We start from the raw sequence: 15,787 nt of genomic DNA, 5'->3' as shown, positions 1-15,787 counted from the left end.
ACCGCAACCGCAACCGCAACCGCAACCGCAACCGCAACCGCAACAACAGCAAGCACGGAAAATTTCGCTAGACAGGTACAGATATGGGAATGAATCACAACGGCTCACACGATCCTCGAGCCGTCGCCGACGAAGCCGATGCCGCGCTCGAAGCGGCGCGCGCCGCGCTCGATACGCCGCCCGCAGCGGACGTGCCCGCCATGGTGTTGCTGGTCGACGATCAGGCAATCGTCGCGGAAGCGGTGCGGCAGGCGCTCGCCGGCGAAGAGGGCATCGACTTTCACTACTGCGCGAAAGCCGAAGAGGCGATGAAGGCCGTGATCTACACGCGGCCGACCGTGATTCTGCAGGACCTCGTGATGCCGGGCGTCGACGGCCTTACGCTTGTGAAGGCTTACCGCAGCACGCCGGCCACGCGTGACGTGCCGATCATCGTGCTGTCCGCGAAAGAGGAGCCGGTGATCAAGAGCGCCGCATTTGCCGCCGGCGCAAACGACTATCTGGTGAAGCTGCCCGATCGCATCGAGCTCGTGGCGCGCGTGCGCTATCACTCGCGCTCGTTCGTGAACCTGCTGCAACGCGACGAAGCGTATCGCGCGCTCAGGCAATCGCAACAGCAGTTGCTCGAAGCGAATCTCGAACTGCGGCGCCTCACGCATTCGGATGGTTTGACGGGGCTGTCGAACCGCCGCTATCTCGACGAATACCTGAGCGCGGAGTGGCGGCGCAGCGCGCGCGAGCATGTGGAAATCGCGATGCTGATGATCGACGTCGACAACTTCAAGCAGTACAACGATACCTATGGCCACGTGGCCGGCGACGAAGTGCTGAAACGCATCGCGACAACGGTCGAAAGCTGTCTCGGGCGCGCAGGCGATATTGCGGCGCGCTATGGCGGCGAAGAGTTTCTGGTCGTTTTGCCGAACACCGCGGCGGACGGCGGCAACCTGCTTGCGCAGAAGATTCGCCTCGAAGTCGAAGCGCTCGCCTTGCCGCATCGCAACTCGTCGGCCGCGCAGCATGTGACGGTCAGCATCGGCGGAGCGGCTACGGTGCCCGCGCCAGGGGCGCCGATGACGTCGTTGATCGAATCGGCCGACCGTGCGTTATACGAAGCAAAGCGTAAAGGGCGCAACTGCGTCGTGATGCATGACGGCGGCGAACAGGGCCCGCGCGTATAAAAAACGATTCGACCCAACCATTTGAGTCGTCCTCTTTATCGACAGTCCTGTCCTTTTCTCGCGAACGCGTAACCACAGTATAAAAATTGGCGCTTAAAGATAACCGGGCAGCTAATAAAGCGGCTAGCAAAGCGCTAAAGAAACGCTAAAGCAGCCGCCAAGGCCTGGCTGCTTTCCAGCACTTCAGCCCATCCCGGCCACCTCGGTCAAACTCGACTCGGTACTGACGCGCGGCGGCCGCGCGCCGGGTTCCGGCGTGCCGAAATGCAGACGGTATTGCTGCGGTGTGATGCCAAGCCGCCGCTTGAATACCGCGCGCAGATGGTGCGCATCGCGCAGCCCGCAGCGGTACGCGATTGTTTTCAATGGCGCGCCGCTGTTTTCCAGCATCACACGCGCCGCATCGATGCGTGCGCTCTCGACAAACTCGGCGGGCGTCGCGCGTGCCTCGCGTGCGAATACGCGCGAGAAGTGGCGCATGCTCATTTTTGCGACCGACGCGAGCACCGAAATGCTGAGGTCGTCCGCGAGATGCGCGAGTACGTACTGCTGCACTTGTGCAATCGGCGAAGAATCTTCCGCATACGGCGTGAGATACGGGCTGAATTGCGACTGGCCGCCGGCACGCTGCAAGAACACGACCATGCGTTTTGCCACGCGCAATGCGATCTCGGGTCCGTGATCCTGGGCGAGCAGGTACAACGAGAGATCGATGCCTGCGGTGACGCCCGCCGACGTATAAAGCTCGCGGTCCTGCATAAAGATGCGGTCGGCCTCGACATGTGCAGTCGGACAAAGCGAGGACAGCATCGCCGCGCTGCTCCAGTGCGTCGTTACGCTGCGGCCGTCGAGCAGCCCCGCGCGCGCCAGCGTCAACGTGCCGTTGCAGATCGCGCCGAAACGTTGCGCATGGCGGCTCGCTTCCTTGAGCCACGCATGCACGTCGTCTTCGAGCGGTGTGCGCACGATACTCGGGCCGCCCGCGACAAGCAGCAGATCATGATGCCGGTCGGCTTCGCTGAAATGCACGTCCGCGTGAATGCGCAAGCCGCTCGAACACGGCAGCGCATCGCGTTCGGTGGAGATCAGCTTGATCTGGTAGTGCGATTCTGGCGGAAGGAAAACGTTCGCTTCCGAAAAGACATCGGTCGGACCGAATACGTCGAGCGCCTGTACGCCCGGAAAAATGAGAAGTGCAATGCTGCGCATCTGTCGAAGTAGCGAGTGAGGGACGTGCGGACATACGCCAAAAGTGCGACATCCAGGATCTGATTTCAAAATCAGTTTGGACTATAGGCTAATTTTGACAAGCGTGTTATCGACCATTGCACTTTGCATCGTTCAACAAGCTCGAACTACACGAATGAGCGTTAAAGCAGCGGCACGTATCGCACGAACCGCTGCTAAGCGCCACATAAAATTCGGACATTTATCGGGCGATTTTCGGCTTAAGCAGGGCTGACATGCCGACTTGATGCAGCCTCTCGGCGCGCACGCGATCGATGACGGTGAACCCAACTTCTGCGCCGTCTTCGGTTGGGTCGATATACACACGGAATGGCCGTTTGCCGAATGGCGTATTTACGACGCTCACGATTGCATCGGCCACGAGGCCTGCATCCGCATCGGGCGGCACGATCGCACTAAAAGCCTGCTGGATCTGCTCGCCGAAGCGTGCGTAAGGCCCTGCCTCGTACTCGGCCGAGCGCGCCTCGTCAGCGGGCCGCGCCGTATGGGCAAAGTGATGGGTGCCGCTCGTAAACGCACCGGGAACGACGATCGAGGTCTCGATGCCCCAGCGCGACCACTCGCGCGCGTACTGCGCGGCGATCGCATCCATCGCGGCCTTCGCCGCACAGTACGGCGCGAGATAAGGCGGCGTTCCGCCGGCCGTGCTGCTGCTCGATACCCACACAAGCAGACCTTTGCCGTGGCTGCGCATATGCGGCAACACGGCGCGGTTCACGCGTTGCGTGCTAAGTACATTCACGTCGTAAAGTTGTCCGTACTGTTCAGGCGTGAATGCTTCGGCGGGACCGAACGCCATGTGTCCGGCGTTATGCATCAAGACGTCGATGCGGCCTGCTTGAGCGACGATCTGCTCGACCGCGGCGTCGATCGACGGCTGCGATTGCACGTCGAGTTCGACCGTGCGGAGATTGGCGTTGTGCGCTTTTGCGAATTCCGTCATCTGCGCGACGACCGGCGCGTTGCAGCGCGTGGTGTTGCGCATCGATGCATAGACCGTGTGACCCGCTTGGGCGAGTGCTTAACGTGGACCGACTGGATGCGATGCGTCTCTATACGCGCATCGTCGAGCGCCGCAGCTTCACGCTGGCGGCCGACGACATGGACGTGCCGCGCTCGACGGTCACGAAGGTGATTCACCAGATGGAGAAGCGTCTCGGCGTGCGGCTATTGCAGCGAACCACGCGGGTCGTGCGTCCGACGCTCGACGGCGAAGCGTATTACCGGCGTTGCCTTGCGATACTCGGCGACATCGAGGACGCCGAAGGTGCGTTTAGCGGCGCGCAACCCACGGGCACGTTGCGCATCGAAGTGCAGGGCACGCTCGCGCGGCACTTTCTGATGCCGGGGCTGCGCGAGTTTTTCGCGCTAGATCCGCAGATCGAAATCGTCACGAGCGAAAGCGACCGGTGGGTCGATATCGTTCAGGAGGGCGTCGATTGCGTGCTGCGTTATGGGCACTTGCTCGACAGCGAACTGGTCGCGCGCCACGTGGCGACGCTCGACCATGTGACCTGCGCCACGCCCGCATATCTCAGGCAATACGGATTGCCAACCAAGCTCGACGAGCCGAAAAAGGAAGACGGAAAGCAAAAAGAAATGATTGGAAGGGGACCGTGTTGTCGCCAGGATGTCTGCGGCCGTTGCAATTTGATCATCTGATCATTAAACGACCGAGGCAGATTGCTGACGGATGTTGTAATGAATCTTTCGTCCAGCTGGCCGGTGCATGCTATGGACGAGGGCTGTTTTTCGATGAACGTATCGCTGCGCGAGCGCAGGCCGTCCTTATAATGAGGCAGGGCACGCAGCCTGCCGCTTCACGATCTTCTTATGTGGATGAGCACCATGAACGAGTCGCCGCTTCATATGACCGCGCCGCTTCTTTCCCGGAACGCCGCGGTCTGGTTTTCTGTTTATGGTTTTGGCTGGGGCTATCGCGCGTATGCGTTGCCCCATGACGCCGTGTGCGCACGTCTCGGCGCAAACGACACAAGCGAGCAGCAGATACGCGTTGCGTTCGAACTGGGCAAGTGGCGCATTCTCCGCGCGGTCGAGCCGTCCACTGCAACGCCTTATGGCGGCGAGCGCATCGCGCTCGAGCCGGAAAAACTATAAGCGGGTGTTGTGTCTCAGAGACGCCGAGCGCATTCCCGATAAAGTATCTGTGCCGGCGCCAAGCCGGTCAACGCCGGCTATTTGTCACCATTGTCGAGCGTCTTGACCTTTGCCGGATGTGATCGCGTAACGGGACTTGTCGCCCTGAAGGTCGCGGCCTGCGCGATGCGGCGAGTCTCGCGAGGCGGAAATCCGAACTGCGCCTTGAATGCGCGACTAAAGGCTGCTTCCGAGCTGTAGCCCGCATTGTGTGCGACTTCGATAACCTTTGAGGTTCCGCTGCGTAGCGACTCGGCTGCAACATTCAAACGCCACTCGGTCAGGTAGCGCAGTGGCGGGATGCCTATTATTGCGGTAAAACGCCGTGAGAAGACCGATCGGGACATCGCTGCAATTTCCGCAAGCGATTCCACTGTCCACGCCCGGCCGGCATCCATGTGCATTGCGTTCAAGGTCCGTCCGATGCGTTCGTCGCTGATTTCGCCAAGCCATCCTGACCGGTCGCCTTGACTGCAGATCCACGTGCCTAATGTGCGTATGACAAGCAGCTCGATCAGGCGGGGAATCGTAAGCGATGACCCCGGGCCGATGCGAGTCGATTCCTCGTTCAGGAATTGCAATAGGCTTGCCAGCCAGGGCAGCATTTTGCCGCTCTCGCATTTCAGGTGGATCAGGGCCGGAAGTCCCGGCAGTAACTGTCGCAGCGGGCGGCCGTCGAAGTGGAAAGTGCCGGCGAGAAAGCAGGCGGCGCTGCCGTCGTCCTTAGTCCATCTGATCGCCCGCTCTCCCTGGCAAATGGCGTATGAATCCTCCAGGTCGAAGTATTCGTCAGCATCAGCGGTCTCTCGATCTCGCAGCGTATATCCGTCGGTATCGAGCAGAAGCGCGAAATCGCCTGGTCGCAACAATACCGATTCGCCATGGTATTGATAAACCAGGGCTTCACCGTCCAGTAAATGAATAAAGCCGGCGGGACCGGACGGAAAGGCTAACTCCGTAAGCGTTTTCAACGCACCGTGAAAGACGGTATCTCCACGAGGCCGAATCAGCTGCAGCAACTGCGACAGCGCATCACCATGCCCTAATGACAAGCGTGGTTGCTTTTGCATATCGACAGACGACGCTGGGTGACGGCTTTGGACGGCGTGGGTGCGGCGGCGAAGCAGATCGCCAGGTGTTTCGTGAAATGCTCAAACATGGGATTCAAACGAAGGTTCCGGAAGCGGACTTTCCTCGCGGATAGTCGATGCAGGTTGAGTATCGACTATAGAGAAGGAAGATACGACCGACCATATCGCGGCGTCCGGTTCACATGATCCATCGTACGGCTTGGGCGCCAGACCCGGTCGGCCGCCGCGTCGCAACGGTGCTGCGTAGACTATGGGTTTTGCCCGTAATCTGATCCGTTAGAATGTCTGATGCGTTCGGGAACGCTCGTCGGGATTCAAATCACGAGAGGTGCCGCTCATGCCGTCTGAAGACCCCGATGTCTTGTCTCAGGTGCTCAAGCTTATCCGCCTGCGTGGCGACCATGTGTTCCAGGGCGAGTTGGGTGTTCGGGCCGAGGTGACTTTCCCGTCGGGGCCTGCCACGTTCGTGCATTTGCGCACGGGAGAACTGTCCGTTTCGCAACGCGACGGCGAACCCGTGCTAATGCGGGAGGGCGACTTTGTCCTGTTGCCGCATGCAGACGGACATATGATCCGGGGCAACCCGGCTGTTGAAGCACCGCGATGCTTCGATGCCGATATATCGGTCGACTCGCGAAGCCAACTTCGGATTTTCAGATGGGCAACGGAGGACGGTGTCGCCGGATCCTTTCTTGCCGGGGCGTTTTACTTTGATGGAGCGCCATTGCGATCCTTGCTCACCGGGCTTCCGGGGCTGATTCATTTGACTTGCGACAAATCGATGGAACCGCCCTGGCTCGCTGCGATCTCCCACTTCCTGGAGGTCGAGTCACGTATTGCGAGCCCTGGCGCATCGTTGATGATCTCGCGGCTTATCGACCTTCTGGTTATCCGCACACTGCGCATGTGGGTCAGCCGGCAAGGCAACCGGGTGGGCTGGTTGTCGGGATTGACCGATGAACGCGTTGGACGGGCGTTGAACGCGATGCACGAGGCGCCCGACCGCGCATGGACGGTGCAGTCGCTCGCGGACATTGCGACGATGTCGCGTTCGATGTTTTCGGACCGCTTTACCGCAGTCGTCGGCGTACCGCCGTTGCGATATCTGACACGCTGGCGGTTGACGGTCGCGGCCGATCTCCTGCGAATGGGAACGCTTAAAGTAACCGATGTAGCCTACGGCGCAGGCTACGGTTCGGAAGCTGCCTTTAGCCGTGCCTTCAAGGCACAGTTCGGCTATCCGCCAAGCGACGCCCATCGAATGACGCAGAGCGGAATCTTTCGCACACGAAGTTCAGACATACTGTGACGAGATGAGATCCGCGCGCGCCAAAAACGAAAGAGCGAGGCGACGTGGCGGCCTCGCGTGCGATTCGTGAAGTTCGATTCTACTTCGAGGCGGATTCGATCACATTGGCCAGGCCGTCCGGATCGGTCAGAAACGGCGTGTGCCCCGTCTGCAACGTATATTCGCTGCGCACTGGCGTGGCGGCGACCATCGTGGCCTGGAATGACGGGCTGATGACCTGATCGAATGCGGTATGGACATAAACCTTGTCAACCCTGCCGAATCGGGCGGCAGTCAGATGTACAGGGGTGGCCAGCGGGCCGAGAGGTTCATCGATGACCTCATCCGGAATCGCCTTGCGCAAGCTCTCGGGAGCGCCATTCGCAAACAGGTCGGCGCGTGCCGAATATTCGACCGATGCAATGCCCTTTTCCTTGTCGATTTTCAGATACGGGCCGATCTTTGCGTCCGCGTCGTGCTGCGCCATCGAGACGAGCGAGTCGCCGTCGTGCGGCAGGTAGGCCGCAACGAAGACAAGCGTTTTGATTTTTTGCGGCACCTTCTCGGCCACGGAAGAGATGACAATGCCGGCGAAGCTGTGACCGACCACGACAGCCGGACGATGCAACCCGTCCAGCGCGTTGACCACGGTATCGCGGTAAAGGTCGAGGCTGACCTTGTCCGGGGCCGCGGGCGCGCCCGGACGGCCGGGCAGGTCCACGGCGACGACCTGGTAGCCATCGGCCTGAAGCTTGGCGGTGACGTAGCCCCATACCTGCGCATTTTCAAACGCGCCGTGCACCAGGACGATGGGTGGCTTTTCCGCGGACATCGCATTGGCGCTAAAAGCGAAAACGGGAGCGATAAGAGCGGCGAGGAGGCGATTCATTTGCGTGGCTTCCTTGGGTCGGAGAGGCATCGATTCCAATGCCGTCAGTTGATTTCGCTGCCCACTCTAAGGAAAGTGCCAGAAGCCGACATGGCGCAACGTCTCGATTGCTTGATCGATCGTGCGCAGATGGATGAACCGTTCACCGATCCGGAACAACGCGTCGAGCGCAACGGACACACCGCCAGCGCGTTGCCGGTCATGGCGCAGCGCGCGGGCGCGGGAGGGAGGCGTACCCGGACGGCGGTCCTGTCGCTGGTCCCGCGGCGACCCGGCGAGCGATTCAGTTCGCGCCGATTGCTTCCGCAATCGGGCGCATACGCTCGAGCGCGCGGCCGTCCTCGCGAAACAGATGCACGTGCCGGATGCTGAAGCCCGCATTGATGCGCTGTCCTTCGACCGCCGCGGATTCGCCCGAACCTTTGACCTGAATCACGCGGTCGTCGGCGAGGCGAATATGCAGCAGCGTCTCGCTGCCCAGATGTTCGATCACCATCACCTCGCCGCTCAGCCCGCTATCGATGTCGCCGCCCGCAGCCTCGACGAAATGTTCGGGGCGTATCCCCATCGTCAGTTTCCCGCCCGCCTCGATGCCATCGCCGACGAACGGCACCGTGAGGGGCGCACCGCCGGGCAGCTCGATCGTGACGCCTGCCGCGTCGGCGCGCGCAACGCGCACCTCGAGGAAATTCATTTTCGGCGAGCCGATAAAGCCCGCGACAAACGCGTTGTGCGGATTGCGATAGAGCTCGAGCGGCGAGCCGATCTGCTCGACCTTGCCATGATTGAGCACGACGATGCGATCGGCCATGGTCATCGCTTCGGTCTGATCGTGCGTGACGTAGATCATCGTCGCGTTCAGCTGCTTGTGCAGCTTGATCAGTTCGAGCCGCATCTGCACGCGCAATGCGGCATCGAGATTGGACAGCGGTTCGTCGAACAGGAACACCTTTGGTTCGCGCACGATCGAGCGGCCGATCGCGACGCGCTGGCGCTGGCCGCCCGAGAGCGCGCGCGGGCGCCGCTCGAGCAACTGGTTGATCTGGAGGATTTCCGCGGCGCGCTGCACGCGCTGCCTGATCTCGGCTTCGGGCAGCTTGATCATGCGCAGCCCGAACGCGATATTTTCGTACACCGACATATGCGGGTACAGCGCGTACGACTGGAACACCATCGCGACGCCGCGTGCCGACGGCTCGAGCTCGGTGACGTCTTCGCCTTCGATCACGACCTGGCCTGAGTCGATGCGTTCGAGGCCCGCGATGCTGCGCAGCAGCGTGGACTTTCCGCAGCCTGAGGGTCCGACGAAAACGAGGAATTCGTGTTCGTTGACTTCGATGTCGACGCCCTTCAACACCTCGGTGCCTGAGAACGTCTTGCGGATCTGCTGCAGATGAACGGCGCTCATACGTTGTCTCCTACGTACGCGATGCCTGTGATGTATTCGTCGAAGCCGGTTGCCGTAAGCGCTGTCGCACTGCGTTGCAACATGCCGTGCCTGCGATTTTCTTCTTGACAACAGGTGTCGGCCAAAATATACATTTGTAAAACACAAATTACAAGTGATACAAAGCCGAGGAGGTCGCATGGTTCGCGAGTGATTCGACCTGGCAGTACACGTGAAAAAAAACTTCGCAACTACGTTGCATGGGACCGGAGTAAGCGCTAAAGCGCCCACTCCGGTCGACAGGAGACAAACGATGAAAAAACGCTTCTTGCAGCCCACCGCCATTGCGCTGACCATCGCAACGGCGTCGCTTTTCGCGGCCGCCAACGCGCAGGCATGGACCTTGAAGGAGGCCGCGCAGCCCTACTCGGGCACGACGATCAAGGCGATCTTTCTGGACCGGCCAGGCTATAAGGCCGCAGAAAAGCTGATCCCCCAGTTCGAGAAGGAGACGGGCATCAACGTGAAGTGGGAGGTGATTCCGTACGAGAGCACGCGCGAGAAGGAGGTGCTCAATTTCGTCGGCGGCGGCGATATGGATATCGTGCTCGTCGACGTGGTGTGGATCGGCGAATTCGCGAGCAACAAATGGCTCGTGCCGATCAAGACCTTCACGGATAACCCGAAGCTGGCGGATCCGAAGCTGAACCTGCCGGGCTTTTTCCCGATTCTGCTCGATTCGTTCGGCACGTGGGACAAAGTGACCTATGGCCTGCCATTCGATAACTACTCGGGCCTCATGTTCTACAACAAGTGCATGCTGAAGGATGCGGGTTTCAGCGAGCCGCCGAAGACGTGGGACGGCCTGCTCAACACCTACGCGCCGAAGCTCACGAACGCGAGCAAAAACCAGTTCGCGTTCGCACTGCAGTCGCGGCGCGGCGAAACGCAATCGGCGGACAGTTTCATGCGTGTGCTGTGGCCGAACGGCGGCTCGCTGCTCGACGCGAAATTCAAATCGAACCTGATGTCGCCGCAATCGCAGGCGGGCCTCGAATATCGGCAGAAGCTCATGAAGTACATGCCGCCGGGTATCGTCGACTTCGATCACGCGGAAGCCGTGAACGCGCTTGCACAAGGGCAGGTTGCGATGATCACCGAATGGTCGGCGTTCTATCCGACGCTGACGGACCCGAGCAAATCGAAGATCGGCAACTGTCTTGCGATCACGACCGAACCGCGCGGGCCGGCGGGTCTGAAGCCGGCACTCGGCGGCTTCTCGCTTGCGGTCAATGCGAAGTCCAACGCGAAGAAGCAGGCGGCGGCATGGCTGTTTATCCAGTGGATCACGTCCGAGGACATGGCGAAGCCGTATCTCGAAGCGGGCGGTGTGCCGGCGCGCACGTCGCTCTATCAGGACAAGGCGATTCAGGACAAGTATCCGTTCGTGAAACCGATGGTCGAATCGTGGCAGGGCGGCGTGCCTGACTACCGGCCGCGTTTCCCCGAGTGGCCGGCCATTTCCGAGGTGATCGGCGAGTGGGGCACGAAAATGATGCTGGGCCAGGTATCGGTGAAGGACGGCGCGCAGACCATCGGTCAGAAGACCGAAGATATTCTCAACAAGGCCGGGTACTACAGCGGCAAGAAGCCGCTCCTGAAGTAATGGAAAGTGGAGAAGGAGGCCCGATGTTGAACGATGCAGTTCGACGGGAACAAGGGGCGGCGCGTGCGGTGCCGCGCGCCGCCCCGCGCGCGCGATTCCGTTTGCCCGGTTCGCCTGCGTTCTGGTTCCTGATTCCGGCGATCTTCACGCTGGCGGCGATCGGCATCTATCCGACGCTGCTGGCGCTGTACAACTCGTTTCATCAGTACCAGCTCGCGAATCTCGGCTCGGGCACGCCGTTTATCTGGTTCGACAACTACATCGCGACGCTCACCGATCCGTCGTTCTGGGGCGCGCTCGGGCGCACGGTGCTGTTCCTGTGCCTGACGCTGCCCATCGAAGTTGCGTTGGGCCTGTTTGCCGCGCTGATGCTGCATCGGGTGGAATTGCCGTGGATGCGTGCGATTGCACGCGTGAGTCTGGTGATTCCGATGGCGACCACGTATGCGGTGGTCGGTTTGATCGGACGCCTGATTTTCAACCGGCAGTTCGGCGTGGCGAATTACTTCGCCGGCTTCCTGGGCATTCAGCCTCTCGATTGGCTCGCCGATCCGACGCTCGCTTTCGTTTCCGTGATGATCATGGACATCTGGCAGTGGACGCCGTTCTGCGCGCTGATCATGCTGGCCGGTCTCGCGATGGTGCCGAAAGAGGCGGAAGAGGCCGCGCGGCTCGAAACGCCGAAGTGGAGCAAGATCTTGTGGCACTTGCAGCGGCCGTATCTGCTGCCGGGGCTTACCGCGATTCTGATTCTGCGGTCGGCCGACATGCTGAAGATGTTCGACGCTGTCTTTACGATGACACGCGGCGGCCCAGGCACCGCGACCGAATTCATCAGCGTATATATCCAGCGCGTCGGCTTCCGTCTGTTCGATCAGGGCATGGCGTCGGCGCAGGCGATTCTGCTGCTGATCCTGACCATCGTGCTGTCGCGTTTGTATATCCGCTTCGTATATCGGGAGGCTACGTGAACGCCGCATCGACGCAACCCGCAAACGGCGCGGCATCGCGCGCCGGGGCCCTCACCCCGCGTGCGCGCCGTGCGAGAGCCGCACGCCGCAACGCGACGCTATGGCATTTTCTCGGTCTTGTCGTCGTATTCCTGTCTTCGGTGTTTCCGTTCTACTGGATGGTGAGCACGAGCCTCAAGAGCCAGGCCGAAGCACTCGCGTATCCGCCGCTATGGTTGTTTCACCCGACGTTCAAGCACTATACGGATGCGCTTTTCGAACATCAGGTCGGCGCGAGCCTGATCAATTCGCTGATCGTTGCGAGCAGCACGACGGTCGCGTCGATTCTGCTCGGCACGCCGGCGGCCTATGCGCTGGCGCGCTATGAATTCCGCGGCAAGGAAGATCTCTGGTTCTGGTTTATCTCGAACCGCATGGTGAGCCCGGTCGTGCTCGCGGTGCCGTTTTTTCTGATTGCGACCAAGCTCGACCTGGTCGATACGCATCTCGTGCTGATTCTGCTTTACATCACGTTTTGCCTGCCGATCGTGATCTGGATCTGCACCGATCAGTTTCGCAATATCCCCGTTGAACTCGATGAAGCGGCGCGCCTCGACGGCGCCTCGCCTTTGCGTATTTTCTGGCGCATCAATCTGCCGCTCGCGATGCCGGGCATCGTGGTGTCGGCGATCTTCGCGTTTATCTTTTCGTGGAACGACCTGCTGTACGCACTCGTGCTGACGCGCACCGACGCGGTGACCTCGCCGGTTGCGGCAACGAGTTATATGAGCGGCTACGAGCTGCCGTGGGGCGAAATCATGGCGACGGGCACGCTGATCGTGCTGCCGATGGTTGTGTTCGCGCTGCTCGTCTCGGGGCGGCTCGTGCAAGGTCTCACGATGGGCGCGGTGAAGTGATGCGGTGGAGCGATCCGGTTCTGGTATAAGGGCCCCGTCACTTTCATTCGAGGCGATATTCCCCATGAGTAAATCAGCTCCGCCCGTGATGATGCTCGAGTCCGACGGCGCGATCGATTCCGAAGAGGAGTTACAGGCGCGCGTCGCCTGGCATTACTACATCGGCAATATGACGCAGCAGGAAATCGCGCAACGCATCGGCAGCAACCGCGTTCGCGTGAACCGGCTGCTGGCCGCAAGCCGCGAATCGGGCCTTGTGCAGATCACGATCAATAGTCCGATTGCGCCGTGTATCGCGCTTGAAGAACAGCTGGTCGAGCGTTTCGAGCTCGAAGGCGCCGTGGTCGTGCCGACCGGCGCAAACGACGAAGCGAATATGGCGGGGCTTGGCATCGGCGCGGCCGGCTATCTCGCCACGCGTATCGAAGACGGCGGCACGATCGGCATCGGCTGGGGCCGCACGATCCGCGCGGTGCTGCGGGCGATGCCGCAGCGCGCGTATAGCGCATTGAACGCGGTGTCGCTGCAAGGCGGGCTGTCGCATTGCCCGAGCATCAATACCTTCGATATCGTGTCCGATTTCGCGAACCTGTGTCATGCGGACGGTTATCTGTTCGCTGCGCCGATTTATGTGGGCAGCCAGAAGGCGCGCGATCTGATCTTGCAGGAAGAAGCGGTGCGCGGTACGTATGAGCTCGCGCGTCATGCGGATCTCGCGCTGCTGACATGCGGCGATCTGACCGAGTCGCTCGTCGTAACGTATGGCATCAGCAAGCCCGACGAACTGCGCATGCTGCGCAAGGCCGGTGCGGTCGGCGATCTGCTCGGCCACTTTATGGACGCGAACGGCGAGCTGATCGACCATCCGCTCAATCGACGCACGGTGGCGATCACGCTCGACGATCTGCGCAATATCGATCATGTCGTGCTCGTGTCGGGCGGCGTGAAGAAGTTTCATGTGACGCGCGCGGCATTGCGCGGCCGGTATGCGTCGGTGCTCGTGACCGATGAGGATACGGCACGGCGTTTGTGCGATGAGCCTTGAGATGAACTGAAGAGACGGGGGCGACGATCATGTCCGATATCGGTGGAAGCGGAAGCGAGCACGGTCGGGTCGATCGCAGCCGCGAATTCGCGGGCAAGACGGTGCTGATCACCGGCGCGGGCAAAGGCATCGGGCGCACGACCGCGCAGCTGATGACGCAACGCGGCGCGCGCGTGATCGCGCTAAGCCGCGCGGCGAGCGATCTGAAGACGCTAAAAGAAGAGAGCGGTTGCGAAACGCTATGCGCGGATCTCGCCGACGCAACCGCGGCACTCGACGCGGCGCGCGCCGCGCAACCGGTCGATCTGCTCGTCAATTGCGCCGGCACGGTTGAGTTGCAATCGTTTCTTGACACGACTGTCGAAGCATTCGACCAGACGATCGCCGTCAACCTGCGCGCCGCGATGATTATTTCGCAGCAGTGCGCGCGCAGCATGATCGAACGTGGCGTGAAAGGCGCGATCGTCAATGTGTCGAGCGTCTCGGCGCAGATCGGCTTTCCGTTGCATGCCGCGTATTGCGCGTCGAAGTCGGGTCTTGACGGTTTGACACGCGTGATGGCGATCGAGCTCGGCGAGCATGGAATACGCGTGAACGCGGTCAATCCGACCATCACGATGACCCCGATGGGCGAGAAAGCGTGGAGCGATCCGGTGAAATCGGCGCCGGTGCTGGCGCGCATTCCGCTGCATCGTTTTGTGCAACCGCTCGAGGTGGCGAACACCATTGCTTATCTGCTCTCCGACGAATCGAGCATGGTGAATGGCGTGAGTCTTGTCGTCGACGGCGGGTTGCTGGCGGCTTGAAGCGGTTTTCTTAATTTGCAAAGGAACGACGATGGAAGCTCTGGTTCTCGAAAGCGCACAGCGCATCAGCTTGCGGCCGTTCAGCTTGCCGCAGACGGTCGGGCCGCGCGATGTGCGTATCCGCATCAACACGGTCGGTATTTGCGGCAGCGACATTCACTACTATCAGCACGGCCGGATCGGGCCCTTCGTGGTGACGGAGCCGATGGTGCTCGGGCACGAAGCAGCGGGAACGGTCGTGCAGGTCGGCGACGAAGTGACGAATCTGAAACCCGGCGATCGGGTTTGCATGGAGCCGGGCGTGCCCGATATGGAATCGCGTGCATCGCGCGAGGGCATGTACAACCTCGATCCGAAAGTGCGCTTCTGGGCAACGCCGCCCGTGCATGGGTGTCTTGCGCCGTTTGTCGTGCATCCGGCAGCGTTTACGTACAAGCTGCCCGATAACGTGAGCTTTGCGGAAGGCGCGATTGTCGAGCCGTTGTCGATCGGTCTGCAGGCGGCGAAGAAAGCGGCGATCAAACCGGGCGATGTGGCGGTGGTGCTCGGTGCGGGCACCATCGGCATGATGTGTGCGCTTGGCGCGCTCGCCGGGGGATGCAGTCGTGCGATCGTTTGCGATCTCGTGCCGGAGAAGCTCGAGTTGATCGGCAATACGCCCGGCGTAACGACGGTGGATATTCGCAATACCTCTGTCAAGGATGTGGTGAACAAGCTGACCGACGGGTGGGGCGCGAACGTGGTGCTCGAAGCGAGCGGCAGCGCCAAGGCGTTCGAGGGAATTCTCGATCTGCTGTGTCCGGGCGGATGTCTGGTGCTGGTGGGCATGCCGCAGAATCCGGTACCGCTCGATGTGGTCGCGTTGCAGATCAAGGAGGCGCGCGTCGAATCGGTATTCCGTTATGCGAATATTTTCCCGCGGGCGATTCAGTTGATTGCGTCGGGGCGCATCGATGTAAAGCCGTTTATTTCGAGAACGTTTCCGTTCGCGGAGGGTATCAAGGCGTTTGAGGAGGCGGCAAGCGGGAAGCCGACCGATGTGAAGGTGCAGATTGTGATGGAGTGAGTTTGCGTTGCGGGACGTGACGTCCGCTACGCCTGTGCGACTCGATAGAAGCGGTCGAAGACATCGAACGGTGCTTCGACCGCGAGCGGCTGCAAG

At 60.9% G+C, this 15,787-nt stretch carries 14 protein-coding genes and 1 pseudogene; 10 read left to right on the top strand and 5 right to left on the bottom strand.

From position 1 onward, the window contains the following. Window positions 1-83 precede the first annotated feature (83 nt). Entirely contained in the window at window positions 84-1,181 is a 1,098-nt protein-coding gene (locus ACYPXD_RS01970) for a GGDEF domain-containing response regulator (RefSeq protein WP_459706842.1), read from the top strand. A gap of 183 nt (window positions 1,182-1,364) precedes the next feature. Here ACYPXD_RS01970 and ACYPXD_RS01965 read toward each other — a convergent pair whose 3' ends face one another. Both ACYPXD_RS01965 and ACYPXD_RS01960 read right to left on the bottom strand, forming a co-directional pair. Next, complete coding sequence (locus ACYPXD_RS01965; protein ID WP_459706840.1) at window positions 1,365-2,390, bottom strand: GlxA family transcriptional regulator; 1,026 nt, start codon at window positions 2,388-2,390, stop codon at window positions 1,365-1,367. Between the two features lie 220 nt (window positions 2,391-2,610). Next, window positions 2,611-3,450, bottom strand: a pseudogene (locus ACYPXD_RS01960) (SDR family NAD(P)-dependent oxidoreductase); the annotation flags it as partial. A 5-nt stretch (window positions 3,451-3,455) separates the two neighbouring features. Between ACYPXD_RS01960 and ACYPXD_RS01955 the strand changes: the two are divergent. Together ACYPXD_RS01955 and ACYPXD_RS01950 are read left to right on the top strand one after the other, a co-directional pair. Then, entirely contained in the window at window positions 3,456-4,091 is a 636-nt protein-coding gene (locus tag ACYPXD_RS01955) for a LysR family transcriptional regulator (protein ID WP_459706837.1), read from the top strand. 171 nt (window positions 4,092-4,262) lie between these two features. Continuing rightward, window positions 4,263-4,547, top strand: coding sequence for a hypothetical protein (locus tag ACYPXD_RS01950; protein WP_459706835.1), 285 nt, complete (start codon window positions 4,263-4,265; stop codon window positions 4,545-4,547). Between the two features lie 77 nt (window positions 4,548-4,624). On the opposite strand, the gene ACYPXD_RS01945 is transcribed toward ACYPXD_RS01950, so the two are convergent. Further along, window positions 4,625-5,656 (bottom strand): AraC family transcriptional regulator, encoded by a 1,032-nt coding sequence (locus ACYPXD_RS01945; protein WP_459706832.1) that lies wholly within the window; start codon window positions 5,654-5,656, stop codon window positions 4,625-4,627. Between the two features lie 358 nt (window positions 5,657-6,014). Between ACYPXD_RS01945 and ACYPXD_RS01940 the strand changes: the two genes are divergently transcribed. Then, window positions 6,015-6,986, top strand: coding sequence for an AraC family transcriptional regulator (locus ACYPXD_RS01940; RefSeq protein WP_459706830.1), 972 nt, complete (start codon window positions 6,015-6,017; stop codon window positions 6,984-6,986). A gap of 79 nt (window positions 6,987-7,065) precedes the next feature. Here the strand turns inward: ACYPXD_RS01940 and ACYPXD_RS01935 are convergent, their stop codons facing one another. Both ACYPXD_RS01935 and ACYPXD_RS01930 read right to left on the bottom strand, forming a co-directional pair. After that, complete coding sequence (locus ACYPXD_RS01935; RefSeq protein ID WP_459706828.1) at window positions 7,066-7,854, bottom strand: alpha/beta fold hydrolase; 789 nt, start codon at window positions 7,852-7,854, stop codon at window positions 7,066-7,068. Window positions 7,855-8,137: 283 nt separating this feature from the next. Continuing rightward, window positions 8,138-9,262, bottom strand: a complete 1,125-nt coding sequence (locus ACYPXD_RS01930; protein WP_459706826.1) for an ABC transporter ATP-binding protein — start codon at window positions 9,260-9,262, stop codon at window positions 8,138-8,140. Window positions 9,263-9,554: 292 nt separating this feature from the next. Here ACYPXD_RS01930 and ACYPXD_RS01925 point away from each other — a divergent pair, with 292 nt between their 5' ends. The 6 genes from ACYPXD_RS01925 to ACYPXD_RS01900 all read left to right on the top strand — a co-directional run bounded on the left by ACYPXD_RS01925 (window position 9,555) and on the right by ACYPXD_RS01900 (window position 15,691). Then, window positions 9,555-10,907: an ABC transporter substrate-binding protein gene (locus ACYPXD_RS01925; RefSeq protein WP_459706823.1), complete on the top strand. Its 1,353-nt coding sequence runs from the start codon at window positions 9,555-9,557 to the stop codon at window positions 10,905-10,907. A 23-nt stretch (window positions 10,908-10,930) separates the two neighbouring features. Continuing rightward, window positions 10,931-11,878, top strand: a complete 948-nt coding sequence (locus ACYPXD_RS01920) for a carbohydrate ABC transporter permease (protein WP_459706821.1) — start codon at window positions 10,931-10,933, stop codon at window positions 11,876-11,878. After that, a complete protein-coding gene (locus ACYPXD_RS01915; protein WP_459706817.1) occupies window positions 11,875-12,774 on the top strand; it encodes a carbohydrate ABC transporter permease in 900 nt (299 codons plus the stop codon). The genes ACYPXD_RS01920 and ACYPXD_RS01915 overlap by 4 nt, the downstream gene beginning before the upstream one ends. Window positions 12,775-12,838: 64 nt before the next feature. Further along, a complete protein-coding gene (locus ACYPXD_RS01910; RefSeq protein ID WP_459706815.1) occupies window positions 12,839-13,819 on the top strand; it encodes a sugar-binding transcriptional regulator in 981 nt (326 codons plus the stop codon). Window positions 13,820-13,848: 29 nt separating this feature from the next. After that, on the top strand, window positions 13,849-14,625 hold the full coding sequence (locus ACYPXD_RS01905) for an SDR family oxidoreductase (protein ID WP_459706813.1): 777 nt from the start codon (window positions 13,849-13,851) through the stop codon (window positions 14,623-14,625). Between the two features lie 31 nt (window positions 14,626-14,656). Continuing rightward, window positions 14,657-15,691 (top strand): NAD(P)-dependent alcohol dehydrogenase, encoded by a 1,035-nt coding sequence (locus ACYPXD_RS01900; RefSeq protein ID WP_459706811.1) that lies wholly within the window; start codon window positions 14,657-14,659, stop codon window positions 15,689-15,691. Window positions 15,692-15,787: the final 96 nt, after the last annotated feature.

It is taken from the genome of Paraburkholderia sp. 2C (assembly GCF_054589215.1).
This window is presented reverse-complemented; position numbering and strand designations above follow the sequence as displayed.

Bases quoted from the DNA above. Each gene is read 5' to 3' on its own strand.
- ACYPXD_RS01905 (WP_459706813.1), top strand. From the start codon at position 13,849: ATGTCCGATATCGGTGGAAGCGGAAGCGAGCACGGTCGGGTCGATCGC.
- ACYPXD_RS01945 (WP_459706832.1), bottom strand. From the start codon at position 5,656: ATGCAAAAGCAACCACGCTTGTCATTAGGGCATGGTGATGCGCTGTCG.
- ACYPXD_RS01970 (WP_459706842.1), top strand. From the start codon at position 84: ATGGGAATGAATCACAACGGCTCACACGATCCTCGAGCCGTCGCCGAC.
- ACYPXD_RS01950 (WP_459706835.1), top strand. From the start codon at position 4,263: ATGTGGATGAGCACCATGAACGAGTCGCCGCTTCATATGACCGCGCCG.
- ACYPXD_RS01965 (WP_459706840.1), bottom strand. From the start codon at position 2,390: ATGCGCAGCATTGCACTTCTCATTTTTCCGGGCGTACAGGCGCTCGAC.
- ACYPXD_RS01935 (WP_459706828.1), bottom strand. From the start codon at position 7,854: ATGAATCGCCTCCTCGCCGCTCTTATCGCTCCCGTTTTCGCTTTTAGC.
- ACYPXD_RS01940 (WP_459706830.1), top strand. From the start codon at position 6,015: ATGCCGTCTGAAGACCCCGATGTCTTGTCTCAGGTGCTCAAGCTTATC.
- ACYPXD_RS01910 (WP_459706815.1), top strand. From the start codon at position 12,839: ATGAGTAAATCAGCTCCGCCCGTGATGATGCTCGAGTCCGACGGCGCG.
- ACYPXD_RS01920 (WP_459706821.1), top strand. From the start codon at position 10,931: ATGTTGAACGATGCAGTTCGACGGGAACAAGGGGCGGCGCGTGCGGTG.
- ACYPXD_RS01925 (WP_459706823.1), top strand. From the start codon at position 9,555: ATGAAAAAACGCTTCTTGCAGCCCACCGCCATTGCGCTGACCATCGCA.
- ACYPXD_RS01930 (WP_459706826.1), bottom strand. From the start codon at position 9,262: ATGAGCGCCGTTCATCTGCAGCAGATCCGCAAGACGTTCTCAGGCACC.
- ACYPXD_RS01900 (WP_459706811.1), top strand. From the start codon at position 14,657: ATGGAAGCTCTGGTTCTCGAAAGCGCACAGCGCATCAGCTTGCGGCCG.